This window comes from Colwellia chukchiensis, assembly GCF_002104455.1.
GTDB classification, from domain to species: domain Bacteria; phylum Pseudomonadota; class Gammaproteobacteria; order Enterobacterales; family Alteromonadaceae; genus Cognaticolwellia; species Cognaticolwellia chukchiensis.
The window spans coordinates 130,644-153,083 of record NZ_NBOC01000004.1 but is presented as its reverse complement, the minus strand read 5'-3'; the positions used below and the strand labels follow the sequence as shown (position 1 = coordinate 153,083).

General features: G+C 37.6%; 18 protein-coding genes. 13 read left to right on the top strand and 5 right to left on the bottom strand.

Going from position 1 to position 22,440, the window contains the following annotated elements; genetic code table 11:
• The first annotated feature begins 1 nt into the window (after position 1).
• The 3 genes from hisH (at position 2) to B6K83_RS07120 (ending at position 3,543) form a co-directional block, all read left to right on the top strand.
• The gene (hisH, locus tag B6K83_RS07130; RefSeq protein ID WP_085284225.1) at positions 2–622 is read left to right on the top strand and encodes an imidazole glycerol phosphate synthase subunit HisH; all 621 of its coding nucleotides are present in this window, start codon (positions 2–4) and stop codon (positions 620–622) included.
• Positions 623–625: 3 nt separating this feature from the next.
• Positions 626–1,363, top strand: a complete 738-nt coding sequence (gene hisA, locus B6K83_RS07125) for a 1-(5-phosphoribosyl)-5-[(5-phosphoribosylamino)methylideneamino]imidazole-4-carboxamide isomerase (protein ID WP_085284328.1) — start codon at positions 626–628, stop codon at positions 1,361–1,363.
• A 389-nt stretch (positions 1,364–1,752) separates the two neighbouring features.
• On the top strand, positions 1,753–3,543 hold the full coding sequence (locus tag B6K83_RS07120; RefSeq protein WP_085284224.1) for an integrase family protein: 1,791 nt from the start codon (positions 1,753–1,755) through the stop codon (positions 3,541–3,543).
• Positions 3,544–3,950: 407 nt separating this feature from the next.
• Here the strand turns inward: B6K83_RS07120 and B6K83_RS07115 are convergent, their stop codons facing one another.
• From B6K83_RS07115 to ltrA, 3 genes are all read right to left on the bottom strand, one after another.
• Positions 3,951–4,973 carry a DEAD/DEAH box helicase family protein gene (locus tag B6K83_RS07115; protein WP_085284223.1) on the bottom strand — a complete coding sequence of 341 codons (1,023 nt, stop codon included), beginning with the start codon at positions 4,971–4,973 and terminating at the stop codon, positions 3,951–3,953.
• Entirely contained in the window at positions 4,958–6,523 is a 1,566-nt protein-coding gene (locus B6K83_RS07110; RefSeq protein ID WP_085284327.1) for an ATP-dependent nuclease, read from the bottom strand. Before B6K83_RS07110 ends, B6K83_RS07115 begins: the two co-directional genes overlap by 16 nt.
• A 313-nt stretch (positions 6,524–6,836) precedes the next feature.
• The gene (ltrA, locus tag B6K83_RS07100; RefSeq protein ID WP_085284222.1) at positions 6,837–8,309 is read right to left on the bottom strand and encodes a group II intron reverse transcriptase/maturase; all 1,473 of its coding nucleotides are present in this window, start codon (positions 8,307–8,309) and stop codon (positions 6,837–6,839) included.
• An 869-nt stretch (positions 8,310–9,178) separates the two neighbouring features.
• Here ltrA and B6K83_RS07095 point away from each other — a divergent pair.
• From B6K83_RS07095 to B6K83_RS07050, 10 genes are all read left to right on the top strand, one after another.
• Complete coding sequence (locus B6K83_RS07095) at positions 9,179–9,853, top strand: response regulator transcription factor (RefSeq protein ID WP_036953853.1); 675 nt, start codon at positions 9,179–9,181, stop codon at positions 9,851–9,853.
• Entirely contained in the window at positions 9,853–11,271 is a 1,419-nt protein-coding gene (locus tag B6K83_RS07090) for a sensor histidine kinase (RefSeq protein ID WP_036953850.1), read from the top strand. Before B6K83_RS07095 ends, B6K83_RS07090 begins: the two co-directional genes overlap by 1 nt.
• Positions 11,271–12,629, top strand: a complete 1,359-nt coding sequence (locus tag B6K83_RS07085; protein WP_233143843.1) for a DUF5916 domain-containing protein — start codon at positions 11,271–11,273, stop codon at positions 12,627–12,629. Before B6K83_RS07090 ends, B6K83_RS07085 begins: the two co-directional genes overlap by 1 nt.
• 96 nt (positions 12,630–12,725) lie before the next feature.
• Positions 12,726–14,408, top strand: coding sequence for a phosphoethanolamine transferase (locus B6K83_RS07080; RefSeq protein ID WP_016899341.1), 1,683 nt, complete (start codon positions 12,726–12,728; stop codon positions 14,406–14,408).
• Positions 14,409–14,411: 3 nt separating this feature from the next.
• Positions 14,412–14,777 (top strand): diacylglycerol kinase, encoded by a 366-nt coding sequence (locus B6K83_RS07075; protein WP_010558014.1) that lies wholly within the window; start codon positions 14,412–14,414, stop codon positions 14,775–14,777.
• Between the two features lie 27 nt (positions 14,778–14,804).
• Positions 14,805–15,563 carry a COG4705 family protein gene (locus B6K83_RS07070; RefSeq protein WP_010558013.1) on the top strand — a complete coding sequence of 253 codons (759 nt, stop codon included), beginning with the start codon at positions 14,805–14,807 and terminating at the stop codon, positions 15,561–15,563.
• A gap of 84 nt (positions 15,564–15,647) precedes the next feature.
• Positions 15,648–17,618, top strand: coding sequence for an LTA synthase family protein (locus B6K83_RS07065; protein ID WP_010558012.1), 1,971 nt, complete (start codon positions 15,648–15,650; stop codon positions 17,616–17,618).
• 696 nt (positions 17,619–18,314) lie between these two features.
• Positions 18,315–18,788, top strand: a complete 474-nt coding sequence (locus tag B6K83_RS07060) for a hypothetical protein (RefSeq protein ID WP_005492373.1) — start codon at positions 18,315–18,317, stop codon at positions 18,786–18,788.
• A gap of 14 nt (positions 18,789–18,802) precedes the next feature.
• The gene (locus B6K83_RS07055; protein ID WP_005492374.1) at positions 18,803–20,062 is read left to right on the top strand and encodes a relaxase/mobilization nuclease domain-containing protein; all 1,260 of its coding nucleotides are present in this window, start codon (positions 18,803–18,805) and stop codon (positions 20,060–20,062) included.
• Positions 20,063–20,146: 84 nt separating this feature from the next.
• Positions 20,147–20,734 carry a 3'-5' exonuclease gene (locus B6K83_RS07050; RefSeq protein WP_085284221.1) on the top strand — a complete coding sequence of 196 codons (588 nt, stop codon included), beginning with the start codon at positions 20,147–20,149 and terminating at the stop codon, positions 20,732–20,734.
• Between the two features lie 255 nt (positions 20,735–20,989).
• Here B6K83_RS07050 and B6K83_RS18415 read toward each other — a convergent pair whose 3' ends face one another.
• Positions 20,990–21,265 (bottom strand): GNAT family N-acetyltransferase, encoded by a 276-nt coding sequence (locus tag B6K83_RS18415; protein WP_198951668.1) that lies wholly within the window; start codon positions 21,263–21,265, stop codon positions 20,990–20,992.
• 281 nt (positions 21,266–21,546) lie between these two features.
• A complete protein-coding gene (locus tag B6K83_RS07040; protein ID WP_085284220.1) occupies positions 21,547–22,413 on the bottom strand; it encodes a DMT family transporter in 867 nt (288 codons plus the stop codon).
• Positions 22,414–22,440: the final 27 nt, after the last annotated feature.

The window sequence follows — 22,440 nt, the reverse complement described above, 5'->3', positions numbered from 1 at the left end:
TATGCAGCTAAATCAGTCAACTAACTTTGTCATTGTTGATACTGGCTGTGCCAACTTAGCCTCGGTAAAGTTTGCCGTAGCACGTTTAGGTTTTGCCATTACTATTTCTGATGATATTAATATCATTAACAATGCCGATAAAGTGATTTTACCCGGCGTAGGTAGTGCTCGTCATGCCATGGCAAACATAACCGCTAAAGGTTTAGTAAGCACACTGCAACAACTGACCCAACCGGTTTTAGGCTTTTGCTTAGGTATGCAGCTTATGGCACGCACCTCAGTTGAAGGCGCCGATGAAAATGACCTAGTGCCATGTTTAGGGGTAATTGCGACCGATATTATGCCTTTGCAAGCAAGCGGTTTACGTCTGCCCCATATGGGTTGGAACACCTTAACTCAGGTTGACGACCACCCTGTTTTTGCCGGTATTAACGCGCAAGATTATTTCTACTTCGTGCATAGTTTTGCCGCGCCAGTATCACAATACACCATCGCGCGTTGTCACTATGGCAGCGAGTTCTCTGCCGCCATTGCCAAAGACAACTTTATTGGTTGTCAATTTCACCCAGAACGCTCGAGCGTGCTGGGCAGCAAAATAATCAAAAACTTCTTGGAGATGTAAGTGATGATGATCCCAGCAATCGATTTAATCAACGGCGAAGTGGTGCGCTTATATCAAGGCGATTACCAACAAAAAACTCAGTATCAATTTAGTGCCAAAGAGCGACAACAAGCCTATGCCAAAGCCGGGGCAAAGGTTATGCACTTTGTTGACTTAGATGGCGCAAAAGATAGCAGCAAACGTCAGCTAGCGTTGCTTGCAACCTTAGTCAAAGATGACAGCATGATCATTCAAGTCGGTGGCGGCGTGCGTTGTAAAGCCGATGTTGAACAATTACTTGAGTTAGGCGCAGATCGCGTGGTTATCGGCTCGCTTGCCATTAAAGAGCCAGCATTAGTGCGCAACTGGCTTGAGGAGTTCGGCGGTGAAAAAATCGTGCTCGCCTTGGATGTTAAAATTGACGCACAAGGCAATAAAACCCTGCCGACCCATGGTTGGATAAAAGACAGTGGCGTAAATCTAGAAAGCTTATTAGACGATTACATCGCTGCAGGCTTACGCCATGTGTTATGTACTGACATCAGTAAAGACGGCACCTTAGCCGGCAGCAATGTCGCATTATATCAAGAATTATGTCAGCAATATCCCAGCATAAAATGGCAAGCATCGGGCGGCATTGGCTCATTAGCGGATATTAAAGCGCTGATCCCAACTGGCGTCGATGGCGTTATTCTTGGCCGTTCATTATTAGAAGGTAAATTTACTTTAGAGGAGGCAATCGCATGTTGGTCAAACGCATAATTGAAGCTATAGCCTCTTGTCTTGATGTTAGCGAGAGCAAAGTGCTCGATTTAGCTATGGCGACTCAAAAGCGCAGCGGCAAAACTCAGGAGTTATTACTATGTTAGCTAAACGTATTATCCCTTGTCCAAATGATATCAAATATTTATAAGAAATAATAAAACCTAACAAAAGCATCAAAAACCCAATAATTTAAAGAGCTTACAGCTATAACCAAGTAGTAAGCTCTATCCTTTCTATTAGATTAATAATATAAAAAATGTAGCCTATACGTCTCCAATTCACTATTATAAATACCAAGTGTCTCCTATATGTATCCTATGACACTCTGCAAAAAGGCTACTTTATGCAGGTTCTATTCACTATTTATTCACTCATAAGGAGCTAAGGTGGCTAATAAAGAAAGTAACCTCAAACCGTATTTTCCAAGAAATCAACTAGAGGATTTTTCCTTTTCTCATACCAACATAAAAAAACTTTTGACCTCGAAATACCCAGTAGAGGAAGAGCGTGTTTATAAGGACACGAGTCAATCAGCCAGCGGTTTGCGAATTAGAGTTTACCCTTCTGGTAATGCTACCTATTTCGTCGAAAAAAGAATAAGGGGAGCCTCAGGCGGTGCAAAAAAAAGAGTTATTGGCAAAGCAAATGAAATAGACCTATTTGAAGCAAGAAAAACTGCCTACAAGTTTATTTCTTGGATGGCAGGAGGAAAAGATCCGTATGAAGAGCTTGAAAAAGAAAAACGTGAAAACAGAGTTTACACAATTCGAGATGCGTACGATTTATACATGGACAACAGAACAATTCAAAAAGAAACGCGAGATAGATATGAGCGTCAAAAGGATGTTCTGAGCTACATCCACATAAAAAGAAAACAAAAATGGCAGGATGTAGAAGCTGAGTCGCAATTGGTCAATACAAATACTTTCAAAGGTAAAACCGATAATTTAAAAAGCCTTTTAGATGCTGACTTAAACGACATTACCTCCCAAGCAGTTCTATGCTTCCATAAAAGTATTACTAACAATCACGGCCACGGTAATAACAAGGCATTTACAGAAGGCGATAGAGTTATTCAGTTTTTAGGCTCACTATATGATACGGCCATTGATATAGTAAATGAAAAACAGGATGACGAGCATTATATTAAGCGTAACCCTATAAAAATCATGAACCGTGCTCGAGGGCGGTGGAACAATCCACGCGGTAAAGCTAAAAGACGTCACGAAAGTCTAGATACAGAACATATTGCAGCCCATTACCAAGCCATTATGCAACTAAAGACTCTTAAAAATGAGACTAGAGACGACTACCCTAAAATGAAGTATACCAATATACCTATTCCCGGAGCAGTCAGAGCACATTACTTTTTACGTTTCATGTTTTGGACTGGCTGGAGACCGGGGGATGTTGCAAGAATTCAATGGGATCAAATTGAAACTATTTCAGAAAACGATAAAACCTATACAGTTGTGTCATGGGATGACAAAGAGGCCGCTGAGCGTCTTAAAAATGGAGAACCAATTTATCGTGTTCCATTAAATCAACAAGCTGAGTTGGTTATCAAAGAGCTGAGAAAAATTAAATCCAATAAAATAAATAAAGCGAAACAAGGAGAAATTAAAATCAGACATGACTATGATCACAATCATGTATTCCTTAATGTACTTGAAAATGATCACATTAAACCTAATCAGCATCACTATGAGAAAAAAATTCAAGAGCTAGCCAATATTAGGTTCTATCCGACTGGAATATACAGAAAAACCTTTCTTACATACGGCAATGAAGTCAAAATCAATATCTATACATTAAAACGATTAGTGTTCCATACACAAAACTATTTCGACGTTACAAGCGGCTATATTAAAACACATAGGCAAGTATTATTAGATGCTAGTGAGAAAATTGCTAACTATTTAAACAGCTATATATCTCCAGACTCGATCCAACCAAAATCATCAAAGCAAACAATTGAGAGTTCAAATGTAAATATTGATAAAGATATAGTAAACGAATTAACCGCGCAATATGGCCAAGACGCGAGTAAAAAAACTAATGATCTAATAAGAATTGCTTTAGCATTAAAAAGCCTTAACCCTAACATATACAAAAAACTTGAACTGACGACTAATGAGTTTGCGGAGTTTGAGGATTCCGATTTTTCTGGAGATTAGTATTTTGTCATTCTCCGCAATCTTGTTGCGATAAAATAATACGCCAGTTAGAGTTGGTTACGTCTTATTTTGTCGTTGCAAAAATTTAAAGAGAGTGAACAGTATTAAAGGAATTGGTTTATTTCACAAATCAAACAATGAAATTGTAATGTTTATAAATCTGTGTCACTTCAGTTTAACTGACATGTAACATATGGCTTTATATGAAAAAGCTTTATATGAAAAAGCTTTATATGAAAAAGTCTTAACTCGATCTGTCAGACTCGAATAATAGAACTCAATCAAATCTGACTGTCGCATATGTGCCATGAACAGTCATTCATGATCAACTCGTTTCAGCCCTAAAAGGAGTTAACGTAAATGCTCTAAAGGTCTGCTTTGAGTTAAAAGCGGGCATAAAATCTAACTTATTTCTTGTGCCCGTCTAGTAATCGTTGTGAGACAAAATACACATTACCTTTAGCTCTTGTACAAGCTACATATAGCTTGTTCAACGTCGATGGTGCCAAAGTAGCCAATTGTCCTTTTGTATAGGCTGTGAATGTGGTCGGATTTAGAACTATGCAGATGTCAGAGAAATCATCCAAGCCTTTTGTATTTCCCCAATTGTCAGTCCTTCCAACGTACTTGTAACTTTCTTTAAAAAACAATTTAACGATGGAATCGTCAGAGAATAATCTTTTAATTTGTTCAGTATCGTCAATTAGGGCAATATTGACTTCATCTTGTCGATGGGAGTTTATTGTGATGCCAATTTGCTCGGTAACAAACCTGCAAACTGTAGGGCTACATCTATAGCTGTGAGCGAGTGTATCTAAGTCGATTATGTATCCTGAATCTTTGAGCTTGGTAAGATATGCTTCATAGTTGTTATGTAGTTTTTTTTGAATATTACCATCTCGGCTAGTATCAAAAGTATGTTGGAAAAAGTCACCAACGAATAATACCTCCACATCCATTTTCGACAACTGACAAAGCAAATTGAAATCATTAGCTGCGAAATCTTGAACTTCATCTACGCAAAAGAAATCAAAATACTTTTCTATACGCTCAGAGATATCAGACACACCATCACAATCCATCATCATCTTCGCAATACGGCTATGGTAAAGTCGGTATCCTTGGCTGAAGTAATGTCTGTGAGTGTTGCGTTTCGCAAATTTAGGCGGTTCACTATAGCTAATCCCCTTTATCTTAACGTCGTTACCAACGATTGGTCGCACGCAGAACGACATTAGGAATGAAAAATAGGTGTAAACACGCACACCTTTAGGCATTACTCCAAATTTTTTTAAAATACGCTTTTTTAGATTAGTAGTATTATTTACAGTGTAAGTAACAATCAGCGCACGACTATTTATACCTAATTTATCAATTATATGTTGTGTTTTCCCCGATCCTGCAACTGCTAGTACTACTCGCTTATCCATTCAATGGCCTCTCTAATGTATGGAGGTACAGTGATTTCATTCGCCTTCTCGTCAAGTAACCTAAATGCTGCGGTAGTTTTGTTATTCAACATATACTGTTGAGGTGTTAATTGGATTCTTCCGCCTGAAAATAAGCCGTCGCATATATCTTTATTATCCTGATACATGCATATTTCAAAAGTTGTTCTTGTGTTATCTGGGTCAGCGCATACTGTTATACAATCTGCTTGATAATCATGATAATTATCTATACAGTTTTTTTGATAGTCACTGTCATTATCACGGATCACCGCCGTCCTAATATTCAACAACTTAGAAACTTCCATATATCGTTTAAAGCTAGTACCACCAACGGAGATTATATGAACACCATCCTCGCTTGGTGCATGACCTTTCATTCGCTCGTATAAGCACTCCATCAGAATATATTCCGCATCACCCTCAACAAGAATTACTTTTTCAGAAAGGACATGCTCTAAGATGTTATGGTTAGGGGCTTTCGCAAAAAACTTAGCGGTATCCCTCGTGAGGTCTGTCAAGGAAGCAGGTCTGATTGCTGCACTATTCAGTAAGATCGACTTTCTTAAATCTAATCTAGAGCTAATTAAGCTACTATGGGTTGCAATTATCACCTGATTATCATGAGCCTTCTCTACCTGACTAATTAGCTTATACATGCTGGTGTGGCTAAGGTGGTTCTCAGGCTCTTCTAGTAACAAGACATCGATTCTCTTGCCTTCATCACGCTCTCTCAATGCAAACGCTGTTTTTATAAAGCACTGCTTTCCTTTACCACGATTTTCAATAGGAATGCCTTCCTCTGTTAGTGTTAGATCAGTTTCCAAATTGAACTTTGAGCCAGAGCGGATAGCAAAATCGTAGCCTTCTAAGTCATCATTAATCACATTTAGCTGGGTATCCCTGAAGGCACTTTTTTGCTGTCTATATTCATTCATTAGACTATAACGGACAGGTTGCTCTACGGTCGCTTCATACATGGCTTTTACATACTGACTGTTTGCGTACTCGTTGTTAATTTGAGTGCTATCAATAGACAAAAAGCGCAAAAACTTCCGATAACTGGAGTATGCATCCCCATTGAACGTAATAAACTTGGCAACGTAAAATTCGAAAGGAAAGTTATCACCTTCAGTATCCAAAACTTGCCGTATCTCCGCGCTTAACTCTTCGTTCGGTTCACAGATCAATTGAAGCCCGTCAGCATAAATTCCATCACTGTTGTTTCTACCGTTGAGATCTGGGTTATCTGTTTCATTTAGAAATAATTCAATATGAAGACTCGGAAGGCGGTCTATACTCTTCTCACCCGCTAGAAATTCAGAAACAACACTAACATTAAGCAAAGCTTCGATACCCAAGCTATCTACCTTACTTCTGCTGCCACTCAATACAAGTTCAATAGCCGTCAATATAGTGCTCTTTCCTGCTTCATTATCCCCAATTAGAATATTTCTTTTGGGGTCAAATTGAACCTCATACTCCCTGAATTTTTTAAAGTTTTTTATTTTTGTTTTCAAAATATACGTCATTGTAATAATCACCTGCCATGAATATTTTTTAACCAGAATACTATACATTACTCAAAGTTATAAGTGATCTTCCGCTGAATTACCTATTGCACGAAGAGCTAAAAACGAATTACATCATAATGTTTATTTTTTAGCACGGAGCTACTTGTCGGCTCTGAAACGTTTTTGTCCTTCGACGGGTTATGAACATAACTCGCCTTTGTCGGATAGACGACACCTGTTACCAAGTGTCGCCCTCCTAAGAACCGTACGTGCAACTTTCACTGCATACGGCTCAAGCCTTCACGAAGGCACCTAATTGGTACCCAGCAACTTATAAAGCAGAGAGATTAGGTTCATTCCAAGAGTTGCGGCATTGCCTCTTTGCTTTTCTCTTTGCCAAGTATTCTTGGTATAAAGGATCAAAAGGCGTAGCTTCACTCCTGATTTTCACATGTCTCTCTATTGGCACCTTAGCTATTTGAAATAGATTAAACTGACAATCCATGTTCATGCTCTTCTGCCAACCGTGAAATTGCCATTGGCCTCGACGGTTGATAAAGTACTTCATGGCGATCCAAGTTTTTGATTTTGTTGGATGACGCCTTTTAGCCCAATGCCATAACGCTAGAAATAGTTTGTGACTCACATATCCGAATACTTGTTTGGCAACGCAATGTCGATAGTAATTCGACCAGCCCCTGAGTTTCGGATTTATCAACTTGATTAGATCGTTAACGGGGGTGGTTGCGTGCTTTTTAGTGAGTTCGCGCAAGTTACTCAGAAATATTAACGTGTTAGATTTACTCGGTTTAATGAGCAGCTTTCCTTTGTACTTCCTATGGTTAAAGCCTAGGAAGTCAAAACCACGGCTAATGTGAGTAATGTGCGTTTTCTCTTCGGAGAGCGTTAAGCCTCTGTGTGCTAAGAAGTCAGCAATCAACGGTTTGATATCGTTCTCCAGCACGTCCTTTGAAGTGCAAGTGACGACGAAATCATCGGCGTATCCTATAAAGTTGGCTCTCGCCCCATTTTTAAGTGCGGTGGACTTTATGCGTTGCTCAAGACCTACAAGAGTCATCAGCATCAAGGTTGGAGATATGATCCCGCCTTGTGGTGTTCCCTCGTCAGTGCGATAGAACAGCCCTTTGTCCATAAAACCAGACTTTAACCATTGTTCCAACATTCGTTTATCTACAGCTATATTATTCATAAGCCATTGATGCCCAATCTTGTCGAAACAGGCTTTGATATCTCCCTCAAGAACCCATTGCGCGGATTGCTTTTTACTCAAACAGAGAAAACACTGAGCAATAGCATCAGCAGTGCTTCTATTGCGCCGAAAGCCGTAGCTATTTGGGTCAGCAAGTGTTTCTGACACAGGCTCTAGTGCAAGAAGATGAAGCGCTTGTAGCGCTCTATCGACCATGCACGGGATACCCAAAGGTCTGAGCTTGCCGTTTTTCTTAGGGATGTAGATACGCTTGAGCGGTTTGGCTTGATAAGCCTTTCTGCTCAATTGATTGACTGCTTTCATGCGGCGCGTATCCGTATTCCAGATGACGCCGTCTATTCCGGGCGTTTTACTGCCTTTGTTTTGTGATACTCGCTTAACAGCAAGAAGTTTTGCCGAATGCGAGTGAGTCAGTATCCACTGCAACGCTTTCGCTTTGCCGTGTTTACTTTCTCTTGTTGCTTTTGCAATACGCATCTGAAGCTTTAAAACGTGTGACTCAACAGTTTTCCAATTTATGGATTGCCATTGAGCACTGTCAGGAGAGGCACTAATCTCTTTTGAAATCATCATTTGCGTTTCTCCTTGAATAAAGTTCTTCAAATTCTCTTGCAAAGGAAGACCAGTCGGAAGTCAGCTCACTTTCGTGCCAGACAGACGTCTGTATCTGCATCATTACAATCCAGCCTTTGCTTTCTCCAACATCCTCTACCTGCATCACTATCGGCTATATAAGCTTTCCCAAAGGGAGTGATACAGGCTTACCGTGTTCCGTATGTTGCGCAATGTCAGGTTAGATGCCCGCTATAGTGCGGAGAGTTCAGTGATCACGAAAGAGCATGGGGCAATCTCTTTCCGACTCTCGCGCCTTTTGGCTACAGCGTATTAACCACTTCCGCTGTTTCATCGTATAACGCACCTTACGCGGATTCACTTATGTTCATCATACTGACTGCCTAGCACTCACCCGATTTGTGGTTATCAGGAGGATCGTCCTCTCACGATTAAGATCCCGATTGGCGCATACCAACCTTCGTTACATTGTCAGAGCCGCTACTTTATTCAGGCTCCTAGGATCATCTGGTGATACAGATGGTTCACTCATTAAGCGGTGAACAGCGCTTCATACGACTTCACGTCGCACGCCCCAAAACGAGTTTAGTCGAGCGTCGCAAATGAGCGAATTTGAGACACTGATTTTATGTTTGAGTTGTATCAATATATCTACAAAACGGACATTAAGCCTCTTATTTCCCCATGTTCAGTTAACTTAAATACTCTAATTTGTGATTTAAAATTGATTTTTCACAAAAAGAATCTGAAAACTTAGAGGGAAAGCTAGAGCTTTAACGAAATAGCTTTTAAATAAATTAAGTGTAAATTCAGCTAAACTTAAGTTTAAGGCGATATTCTGAATAATATTTACTCAAAGGCATGCATCATTGAAAGTTTTAATTATCGAAGATTCAGTTTCACTTAGGCGTAGTTTAAGAGTTGGACTATCCAATCTTGGTTTCACTGTTGATGACACTGGCGATGGCTCTGAAGGCTTAAGCATGGCTTTGTCTGGTGATTATTCTTTATTAATTCTTGATTTAATGTTGCCCTCTGTCGATGGTACTTCAATATTAAAGGCAATTCGTCAGGCAGGAAAAGATATCCGTGTATTAATTTTGTCTGCGAAAGACCTTACTGAAGATAAAGTTGACGGTTTGCTCAACGGTGCTGATGACTACCTTACTAAACCTTTTTCGTTTGACGAGCTACATGTTCGATTACTTTGTCTTATGCGCAGGGGAACATTGAATGTAAATGACAGCAGTGTCAACATTGGCTCAATATCATTAGATTTGCATTTAAAACAATTAAAATGTGGTGGTACGGATGCTCAACTTACACCCAATGAATACAAAGTGGTTGAATGTTTGTTTACCAATCAAGGAAAAGTAATTTCTCCTGAAAAGCTTAGCGAATATCTTGCCGGGCAGTATGATGCGATTGCAAAAAATTCTATAGAGGCTCACCTTTCTTCTGCTCGGAAAAAAGTAAGAGCTATTGGTTACGAGCTTCCAATTAAAACCAAGCGTGGCTTTGGCTACTTCGTTGAGAGTCATTAATGAATTCAATTCATAAAAAGCTAAGTCGCTATCTATCAATTTCAATCTCATTACTCTTATTTTGTATCTTATTAGCAACTGATATCAGTGTTGATACATGGATTAGTGATGAGTTTGACCGAGCCATGATCAACAAAGTTGGACTACTTGAAACATTAGTTGAAGAAGATGAAAACGGAATAGAATTTGATTTTGCTGGGGAGTTTATGCCGGAATTTGAAGGCAAAGAAAACCCTGAATATTACCAACTTTGGTACAAAAGCGAAGTATTTGAGAGATCTGACACTCTAGAGCTTTTTGAAATAAAAGCTCTCTCTAGATTAGATGTAAAACTACATGAATTTATTATTCAAGATACCGTATTACCAGACGGTAGAAATGGCAGGATGCTGTATACAAAGTTTTTTCCTCAGGTTGACTCTGACATTCGTGAAATACTCGGTATAAGCAGAGAAGAATTTGCAAAGAATCAACAACCAATGGAACTTGCCTATGCGCTAAGTAGAGAAGAGTTAGACTATATCCACTGGTTTGTTGATATTATTTTTATTTTCACATCTATATTTTCCGTATTTATTATAAGAATAATTGTCAAACTTGTTGTTTCTAGGAGTTTAAAACCAATTAGTGAACTCAGTCAGCAGCTAAGAAAAATAAGTTTAAACTCTAAAAACCCGGAAGTTTCAGTAGAATTTTTACCGCAAGAACTCGTTCCGATAGCTGAAGGCGTTAATCAGTTTATTAAAGAAAATCATATTCTGTACATTCGAGAGCAGAGAATGGCTTCTGACATTGCTCACGAATTAAAAACACCAATTGCAGAGCTTATAAGTTTGAGCGAAGTTGCCTTAAAGTTTCCTCATGAAAAGGAAATATCAGATAACCTTGCAAGCGATGTCCATGGAATATCCTATCGCTTAAAAAATATCGTTAGTAGCATCATGCTATTACAAAAAAGTAGTAGTAGCCATGAGTTAGAAACTAGCAAAATTAACTTAACCGAACTAATTGGAAATATTCTCGCTAGAGAAAATTCAGAAGACAGAGAGATTAAATTTCATCTCGATGTCCCTTTATTGATAGTTGAGACCAACAAATTTGCATTAGAAACTGTGTTATCAAATTTGATTAATAACGCAATTTTTTACAGTCCAACTAATACAGCAATAGAGATAACAACATCAAAAATTGATAATAGAAATGCTTTAATCAAAATTTCAAATATCTGCTACGAAAATTATCAAGAAAATGAGCTTAAATTGTTTTTTGATCCTTTATGGCAAAAAGACGAATCAAGAACATCAACAGAACGATTTGGATTAGGTTTAGCAATAGTAAAATCCTACTGTGAAAAAATTGGAGCAACTGTTTCAATATCGCTAGTTGAGAAGAAAATAACATTTACTGTATCGCTGTAATGAACAAGTCTTTTAACGCTTCTTTACAACTTCTTTATCTGTTTGCTTCAAGTATTGCCTTTGCAACTGAAGTTGTCGTTGATGGCTCTCTGAATGATTCAGGTTGGCAAAGCGCGAAGAGAAACACAGTTAATTACCAAGTTGTTCCACAAACGCTAACAAAGGTAGAGAGCAACTTTTCTTATCAAATAATAACAACTGACCACGGCATATACATAGCTGTTGTGGCAACAACTAAGCAACCATTAAGAGTAAGGACACAAGAAAACGACTCGCTTTTTACCAATGATCATATTCAACTAATGATAGATATGAATAATACCGAGCAAACGAGTTATGTATTTTCAGTCAATCATCAAGGATATTATTATGATGGTATCTATAAGCAAAATAAAGAGTTAGATTTAGATTGGGGCAATCAATGGAACTTCAAAACTAAAGTATTTACCGATTCGTGGAGCACTGAAATTTATATCCCTTGGACTGCTATGTCTTTTGCCATTCAAGAGCAGAATGAATTCGGCCTTTCTATTACGCGTTATGATGAATCCACTAATGCTACATATTCATCAATTCCGGCAAACGCTTCAATGAATAGCTTTTTGACAAACTTCAACAAACAAAAAGTTGAAATCAACAATCAGTCGAGCCTAGATGTTTTTCCATACATTTCGGCCAATCGAGACATTGCAAACAACAAAAACTCTACTGATATAGGGGCGGAGCTTTTTTGGAAACCTACTAAAAGCCAACAATTAAGTGCCACAATAAACCCGGACTTTGGTCAGGTCGAATCAGATGAGTTAGTCGTTAATTTTTCAGCCATAGAAAGCTTTTTCTCGGAAAAACGACCTTTTTTCAATGATAATCAAAGTTTATTTGAAGTTTCCGGGCCAGAGTCTCTAAGAGTAGTACATACGCCAAGAATTGGCGGGGAGTCATATTATGATGAAGACTATTCAGGTGAGTTGGATTCTGCAATTAAATACACAATAAGTAGTGAACAATTAGATTTTGGGCTTTTATCTGCATTTGAAAGTGCCGATAGCGGGAAATCTGGTAGAGATTTTTGGTTGTTAAGAGGCCAGTACCGTTTAGGAGCTAACAAATTTGGCGCTTCACTTAATAGGGTTAATACGCCCAGCATTGAGCGAAATGCAATTATTATTGAGTCTGATTTCAATTATGCATACTCAGATAGTGCTGAGCTAAATTTCGGTATAATCAGATCTGATATAGAACAAGGACCTGAAACAACGAGCGATTTCGGTTGGTGGCTAACAGGAAGTACAGAGCCATCCGAGCAGCATAACCATGAGTTTAGTCTTTTTTACTATGGATGCCATTTATCAGTTTGAACTAAGCAAATCTTAAGTTAACAAAATTACCATAAAGCCATACTCATAAGAGGTGTCTTTATGAAAAAGCATTACATTCTTTCTAAGGTAAGTTAAGTGTACAAAATTATCAATTTTTTAAACCAAATTAAGCTCACAACTAATCAATTAGTGATTTATACCTGCGTATACATCACTTTAGTTTTGAATTTCCCATTTTTAAGTAAAATAACGACAGTGGTTACAGCCCTTGAATCTTACAATCTTTTTTTCTTACTGTCTGTCCCTGTTTTTTTATTGGCATTGTCTATTTTCGTTCAATGCTTTTTATCCTTTCGATGGATAACAAAACCACTACTCATCTTATTGGTTTTATTGTCGTCTGTTCTTTTTTATAGCACTGTGACATACGGTATAGTTTTTGATTATGGCATGATCCAAAATACAGTTGAAACGGATACGGCTGAAGCATTTTCTTATTTTAACTTCTCCGCAATATTGTTCTTTCTATTTTTTGGAGTAATACCTTCACTTCTTATTGCCAACGTTCAATTGACCTATAGTTCTTTTGTCGGGGAATTGCTCGCACGGATAAAATTACTTAGCGGCAGTGTCGGTGTAATATTTCTAATTGCAATAGTATTTTATTCAAACTATGCATCTGTTGGCCGAAATAATCGCGATTTAGTGGGCTATCTAACGCCATATGCCTTGATTGATTCAACAGTAAAATATGTTCGAAAAAACTATTTGTATCCTCCGTTAAAATTCAGCCTGTTAGACACGTCTCCAACCATTAAAAATGATGATAGTAACAAAAGTATTACTGTTTTAGTGCTAGGTGAAACAGCAAGATCCCAAAATTTTTCTTTAAATGGTTATGAAAAGCAGACCAATAGCCTAACTAAAGACTTAGGCGTTGTTTCATTTAAAGATGTTACCTCCTGTGGAACAGCAACCGCGGTATCTGTACCTTGTATGTTTTCAAGGTTAAACAAAAACAACTACGAGAAAAGAGTGGCGGTAGCACAACAAAATGCCGTTGATTTAATTCACTTGGCAGGAGCTGAAGTGTATTGGATCAGCAATAATAATGGTAGCTGCAAAGGCGTTTGCTCAAGGGTAAAAACGGAGCAGATTTCTACTAATAGTAAAAATCCATTATGTGATGATGAGTACTGTTTCGATGAAGTTCTGGTTGACGAATTAAGAAAGAAACTTCATTCATTGAAAAGCGACAATACACTAATAGTACTTCATATGATCGGCTCTCATGGACCAACTTACTACCGACGCTACCCCAAAGATAAACGAGTATTTTCTCCTGACTGTCAACGTAGTGATATCCAAAATTGTAGTCAAGAGGAACTGGTTAATACCTACAACAACACTATTGCTTATACTGATTTAGTCTTGTCAGAAATCATCACAGAACTTGCAGCATTGAGCAATGAGAACAATATCAAAACATCAATGATTTATGTTTCTGATCACGGTGAATCTTTGGGCGAAAGTGGCGTGTATTTACATGGTTTACCTTACGCATTTGCACCAGAAGAACAAACAAAAGTGCCATTGATTTATTGGGGGGATAAATTACATCACAAAGCCAAGTTAGATTGTTTAAATAAAATTAGTGAACAGCCTATATCTCATGACAACGTATTCGATATTTTACTTGCTGAAATGCAAGTAAAGTCAAAAGTTTATCAACCTAAAAACAACCCTTTTAATCATTGTACTAATGGTGTTTCCGTAGCAAATGCAAAGTCACCAACAATTTCTCAAGGAGTAAACTAATCCGTGTTTGATAGTGAAAACAAGCCTAAAGGTTTTAATCGAGTTTATCTCGCAACATTAAATTCAACTAGAGCGTTCAAATGGCTCCTAAGGAATGAAGCCGCATTCAGACAAGAGTTACTGTTGCTCATATTGTCGATCCCCGTAACTTTCTTGTTCAATATTACACTGAAAGAGCAACTCATACTTATCATTGCGGTACTGTTCATTATGTTTACCGAGATAGTAAATACTGCAATAGAGGCAGTCGTTGACCGTATTGGTTTCGAAATACACCCACTGTCAGGTTTAGCGAAAGATTTAGGGTCTGCCGCAGTATTAGTGAGTATAGTGATTGCTATATGTATTTGGTTGGTAGTTCTTTTTTAATGACATACTCACATAGAGGAATTTTATATGAATAAACAATTTAACGATGCTCTGATAAAAGTACCTCAATTAACAATAGGGTTTTGGATAATAAAAATACTCGCGACTACGTTAGGTGAAACAGGTGGTGATGCTGTTTCAATGTCAATGAATTTGGGCTATTTAGTTGGAACTGTAATCTTTATGTCCTTTTTTATTGCTGCTGTTATTATGCAAGTAAAATCTACAAAATTTAGCCCGTTTATTTATTGGATCACTATTATTGCATCAACGACAGTGGGGACAACACTTGCTGATTTTGCCGATAGATCGTTGGGAATTGGGTATTTAGGAGGTTCAACTCTATTAGCTACTCTCTTAATTATTACATTAGCTATTTGGTATAGAACAATTGGAAGTATCAGTGTTTCTTCTATTGACAACCCTAAAGCTGAATCGTTTTACTGGTTAACCATTATGTTTTCTCAAACACTTGGGACTGCACTGGGAGACTGGACTGCTGATACTGCTGGATTGGGTTATATTGGAGCTGCATATATTTTCAGTACAGGCTTAGGAATTGTATTAACCCTATATATGTTCACTAAAGTATCTAGAACAATGTTATTTTGGCTTGCATTTGTTTTGACTCGTCCCTTAGGCGCGGTTGTTGGTGACTTTTTAGACAAGCCTGTTGCGCACGGTGGTTTGGAATTGAGTAGATATTCAGCTACCGCGACACTACTGTTTGTAATAGTAGTTTTGATCATACTTCTACCTCAACGACCTGCTTTAAAACAACATTAATGTCTAATTATCAGTTTTAATTAAGCAATTCTTAAGTTTAACCTAATACAGTAAACATCGTGTTATTCACTAAAAAGAATTGCGATGTTTACTTCTATCTACAGCTTTATCAGACCATTCCTACTATTCTCTGTTTCTGTCATGCTATTCCTAACCTTAGTACGAACAGGGTTGGCTATCTGGCAATTAGATAGATTTAATGACTTAAATAGTATATGGAGCCTAATCACAAATGGCTTTCGTATAGACTTAAGTAGCGTAGGTTACTTATGCGCCATCCCGGCGTTATTGCACCCTTGGGTGTCAAAAACTAGATTTCAAGAATATTGGTCATTGGTTTTGCGAATTTGGTTTTTGATCTGCTTTATGGGCATATTGTTTTTTGAATTAGCAACGCCCGCATTTATCAATGAATACGGCTTTAGACCAAACAGGCTATTTATTGAATATCTAGCTTATCCTGATGAAGTGTCTAAAATGCTGGTGAATGGTCATTTGATAACAATATTGATAGTGTTTGCTCTATTGCTATTTCCTGTTAAAAAAATATGGCAGTTTACTGATCACGTAGTCTCTAACAAAGTAAAAGAAGATAACGCAGCAATCGGAAGTAGGCTGGTTTCTTGTTTGATGCTTTTTGTAATAATTGCTTTATCTGCACGAGGGACATTAGGCCACAGACCAATCAATCCTGCCTTAGTGTACTTTTCCACTGACCCACTAGTTAATTCACTTACATTAAATTCGACCTACAGTGTTGCTTATGCGCTTAATCAATTCGGTGATGAAAAAAATGCAGCTAAGTTGTATGGCAAGATGGAAGATGATCGAGTTATTGAGCTAGTTCGTCAGGAGTCAAAACAACCTTTAGACAGCTTCAAAAACGATAACTTACCCACTTTAAGTAAGCGCTCTCCGAGCTTTAAGGGGCAACCAAAAAACTTGGTAATTATCCTTGAAGAAAGCTTAGGTGCCCAATATGTATCATCTCTTGGTGGAATCCCGCTGACACCTGAAATTGATAAATTAAATCAAGAAGGTTGGGCATTTAAACGATTATACGCAACAGGCACTCGCTCCGTTAGAGGTATTGAAGCGGTTATAACTGGCTTTACTCCAACTCCCTCTAGGGCAGTAGTTAAGTTAGACAAATCGCAAAAGGACTTCTTTACTATTGCATCTCTGCTAAAAGAAAATGGTTATGAGACTCAATTTATTTATGGTGGAGAAAGTCATTTCGACAACATGAAAAGCTTCTTTCTAGGAAACGGTTTTACAGACATTGTTGACTTTAATGATATTGAAAACCCACAATTTGTAGCGTCTTGGGGGGCAAGCGATGGTGATTTGTTTAATCAAGCTGATATTGAGTTAACTAAGCTTCATAACGAAGGAAAACCATTTTTTAGCTTCATATTTACGTCAAGTAACCATGATCCATTTGAAATTCCTGACGGTATTGTTACCTCTATCCAGTATAGCGATAAACAATTGACGAAGTATGATGACAAAGAATTACTGCGCCATAAAGCCATACAATATGCAGATTATGCCTTAGGACAATTTATTGCAAAAGCAAAGATGCAAGCCTATTGGGAAAACACAATATTCCTCGTTGTTGCCGACCATGATGCAAGAGCAATGGGTAAAGATCTTGTTCCTATTAACAATTTCCATATTCCGGGTGTGATCCTAAACTCAGGTAAAGAACCCACTTTAGATCAACGAATAGTCAGTCAAATCGATTTAGCACCAACTCTTTTGTCATTAATGGGTATAGAGAATATTTCACCAATGTTAGGTCAAGACCTAACAGTTCCAACGGCTTCTAATAGAGCTATGATGCAGTATGCAGAGAATTTTGCTTATATGGTTAATGATGAAGTAACCATCCTTCAGCCAAGTAAAGCACCTTTGAACTTTCAATATAATTATGAACTCAACACACTATCACCAATAGATGTTAATCATGATACTTCAGAAATTGCATTGGCCCATGTATTGTGGGGAAGTTTGGCGTATAAAAACTATTGGTATTCTCAGCAGGGAAAATAATACTCAACGATAAGTTTAATCAAAAATGAGATGGTGAACATCTGTAGTCGCAATTAGTTTTAAGATGTAATATTGCAGTCGAAAGACCGAAAATGGCACAGAGCCGTCCGTTGGCTCTAACTCATTTCTGTCCAAAAACGAGTTGACCCGACCGTCTCTTTATCGCTCTTAGCTGCCTGTCAGGTGAAGTCTAAACCTAATCAACAAAACTGTAAGATGAGATATGAGCTACTACACTTTATATTACTACACTTTATATGTTCCCTGTTTTATTTTTTGACCTTAGCCTTAACAATAAACTCTATATTTACCAAAAGATAGTATCAACAATTTACACAGTAAATTCGGAAAAAATAATTTTTTAGTAAGTTCGTTCATATCTAACTAATAAACTTAGAATAAATACTTGATGAAATTTTATTTTCTATTTAAAACAAAAAGTTACTATTTTTAACCTTGTGAATTAGTTATAATTATAGGTATAGGCCGTCATGGCAGGGTATGTTAAATAGTAACTATTTTTACTGTCGTAAAAGTTACTCAATTTAACCCCTGTTGTCGCTCACGCGACAAATCTAAAAAACAGTTGCTCATGCAACCAAAAGTAAATAATAAAATAAGACGAAGTCTTATGGAGATACAATAAGTTTAATTTAAACGAGGATTGATTTCGTCATAACTAATAAAGGTAAAGTTATGACCAAAAGAAATAAACATACTAGAAAAAGTTCACTTGGCACAAAAATGAATCAGCAAGAGATTGCACTTGTAAATGATGCCTTTTATAAATCAGACTATCACACCATCGGCCACTTTGTCCGAGACGTGATTCTGGACAGAGTTAAAAATAACCAATTTGTCCCCCCTCCTCTTCCTGTTATGAATAAAGAAGTTGCGACCCAATTAAGGTCATTACACAACTCATTCTCAAAGCTAATAAATCACTTAGATCAAGCACTATTAGATCAAAATGTATTCTTATCTAATAGAGATAAAGAAAAATATCTTGTTGAGTCAATGCAGCTAGTTCATAACACATCTCAAAAAATTAATGTTTGGCAATACTTCTTAACAAATAATTTTAGCTCTTCAATTCAGCAAATTGCTTTTGAAACTTTGACAATTCAGCAACTACAAAACTTAGTAAACGAAAAAGAGAAGTTACGTTAAAGGCGAGAACGGCAATGATCATCGAATATTTAAAGTCAAAAAAAAGCAATAATCAAGGAAGAGTTGGTAGGTTGATTAATTATATTTTCGGGAAAACTAAACACACTCGAAGTAGCAATCAATTCGATTTAACAAACGAAACCATAGAGTTCATAGGATACAGCTCAAGTATATTATTGCAAAATCCACTTATCAGTTTTAATGATGGAAGACTTATCAAACTGAGTGGTAAGGAAGCAGATTTAGCCCCAACCATCCACATGTTTCTCAATGCTGAAAATCAAAACAAGCGTGTAAAACACCCAATTGAGCATATAGTGGTGTCCCTTCCTGAAGGAGAGTCACTAAATTCTGTTCAATGGAAATCTTTAGCAGATGAACTAACTAAAAAGTTGGGTTTTACTGATCATCACTGGGTCGCCGTATTACACAAAGACACTAAAAACCAGCATCTTCATCTAGCATGTTGTGCTATTTCCAATTCGGCACCTCATAGACGATTAGTTCTTAGTAACAGCTACAAAAAGACCGCAATGATCCGCAATGAATTAGAAAAAATGTTTGGCTTAAAACACGACCACAACCCCTATACTGACGGCCCCGGTAAAAAAGTTAATAACGCTAAATACAAAACTAAGGTTCAAACTATTCGCAGCGAAATTGATACCATATTGAGAGAAAACCCTCAAATTTCACTACTCGATTTTATAACGAGATTAGGTGACGTCGGTATTGGCTGTTTCATACAAACAAGACGGGATGAGGTGCGAGGTGTCTCGTTTTCAATTGAAAATTATAAAATATCTGGTTCAAAACTTGGAATAGGATATAGCTGGCGTGAGCTTTCGAAACGAGGTGTTTCATATAACATAAGCCGCGACCTCAATCTTATTATCGAATTTAACAATGTTGAAAAGAGAGTAACCAGTGCAATTGAAAACTTTGAATTACCACAGCAACCATCATATGCCCCCAATTTGATATTACTCAAAACATTTAAGATAAAACTAACTGATAGAAAGAGACGTTCAAAATACAAAAGAGCAGCACTGGGCGGAATATGGATACGCAACTCATTCAAAGGCATGAAAAAACATGAAATTGAGCAATTAATTTCAATTTCTAGAATTTTACGAAAATTATTGACATTGTATTTTTTGTGGCTAGCAAAAAAAGATAGAGAAAAACAAATTGCATTCGAAAAGCTAAAACCATACTTAAAAAGATTAAGAGAGCCAACAGATGGAGATGTCGAAAATTCGTTTTCATTTTAGTTAAGTTTACGCCTTTGACTAAATCGATATTTCTAAATTATTTGTTAAAGGCTATAATTGCGCCACACAACATTAAGGGAAATGATGGATTTAGATAAATTTAAATACTTTTTAATTATTGATGTTGAAGCAACTTGTTGTAAAGATAACTCTTTTCCAGTAAACGAAATGGAAATGATCGAAATTGGTGCTGTTTTAATTTGTGCCGACTCACTTACCAAGCTAGATGAGTTCAGCACGTTTATTCAACCCCAACGACACCCAAAACTAACCGACTTTTGTACGAACTTAACAACCATCACTCAACACGATGTTGATCATGCACCATATTACCCAGAAGCAATTAACACTTTCCAAAAGTGGCTAGGCAATTACGATAACTACCTGTTTTGCAGCTGGGGAGAGTATGACAAACAGCAATTTGAACAAGACTGTGCTTTTCATAGTCTGCCATACCCTATTACATCACCACACCTGAATATTAAAAAGCAATTTTCAAAAGCTCAGAAAGTGCGTAAAAGACAAGGTATGGCCGGTGCCTTAAAACTTGCGAAAATTCCGTTCTCTGGCTCACATCACCGTGGAATTGATGATGCGAATAATATGATCAAGTTAATGCCGTATGTGATGGGAAGAGTATTTATTGATAGTCAAAAGAAATTCTCAAAATAGAAAGTAATATTACCATGCGCCCCATTCACCACAGCTAGGACACTTCATATTAAATGGCTCGAGCGCTCTTGCTGAATGATAGCTCCAATAAAGGCCATTCTTTGTAGTACATTCTTTGTAGTAGCTCATATCTGATCTTACAGTTTCTATGAATAGGTTGGGACTTAATCTGACAGGCAGCTATGAGCGATCTACGGACAGCCAACTCACACCACACCTAGGTCAGTTAATCGGCCAATAGCGGTCATTGAATTGTTATAGTAGTAATTCCATATCAACCCTGTGCATGTCTAGGCCCCAACCATCAGTGATTTCTTTAATTGTCTTTTCCCCAAATTTTTCGAAGAAAGGAGCTGAAAGATGACTGGCGGCGATATCTATAACTTTCATGTTACTGTCCTTTGCCATTTTATTAGCGTAAGACATCATTGCCGTTCCGATGCCATTAGCCTGCACCCGTGGAGAAGTCATAATCCAAGTGATACTAGCACGGTTTATTTTAGGATCGATATCCAGCCCAAAGACAGCCACGGCCTATCCGTGAATAAGTCCAATTTTGTATTGTTTGGGCTGTTTTTGCAAAAACGCAATATAATCCTGACGTTCGTTTGTAGCGAAGTATTTCGGACAGTTTTGATCGAACAGCTTAAGACAGTCTTCTAAATAAGGGTTACTATAGTTACAAAATATCAAATTATTTTCAGTCATAATATTCCAAAAATTAACTAGTTATTATTTATCCCACTTGGGAGTGCTGTTAAACGCTCGTTCCCAAACGCGGTCACGTTGGAAAGTTAGATTAACTTTATCATTTATATTATTTTACTTGTTTGCTTTATCTTTGCTTCTACCTTGGCTAACCAAATCAGCGGAATAATAATTAAAGAAGATCCTATAGCCAAGCTCAGGTCCGGTATTTCATCGAACCACAGCACCCCTACAACTACAGCACCTAATAAGCCAGTGTATTCGGCACTGGAAATTTTACTGGCTTCGATTGCTCTATATACCATTACACATATACCAGCATAAATTAGGATAAAAGTGTTTGAGCCTGTTGCCGTTAACATTGGAGTCCAGTTCCAAGGTTTGCCTTCCCATAACGCCAACCCAAGTGCGGCTGGGATACCTACTAGGTTGGTGAGCATTAAAGTTTGGAACACATTATGATGCTGAGGTAATTTACGAACCAATAAATTATTTACAGCCATAGTCAATGCGACGACAAGGGCGGCAATCGCTGCCCAATTAATTTGTGTTGGTTTAACCACGATAAGTACGCCGATAAAGCCCAAAACAGCAGCAGCAATTGAGTGGCTAGTCAGCTTTTCCTGAAACAATATCATGGCTAACGGCAGCATAAGCAAAGGCGCTGTATAGAAAATAGCATTTACGGTAGCTAACGGCAGAGCGCCCAGAGCGAATACCATAAATATTGCCCCTAATAACCAAATGTGGCCACGTATAAAGTGCCATTTGAGGCCAGCTAAGAGGCTTTGTTTATTACTGAATAGACAAAATGGAAGTAAAATCAGCACTGCGGTCAATTGACGAAATAATACAAATTGGTATATGGCAGTATCTGCTGGCAGAGTTTTTATCAAAGCATCAGAAAAAACACCAATTATATTTCCGATGATAAGTAATGTCATCGCGAGTCCGACAGTTATTTTGGGCATTTCATTACTCCTGCTACATTCTAGAAA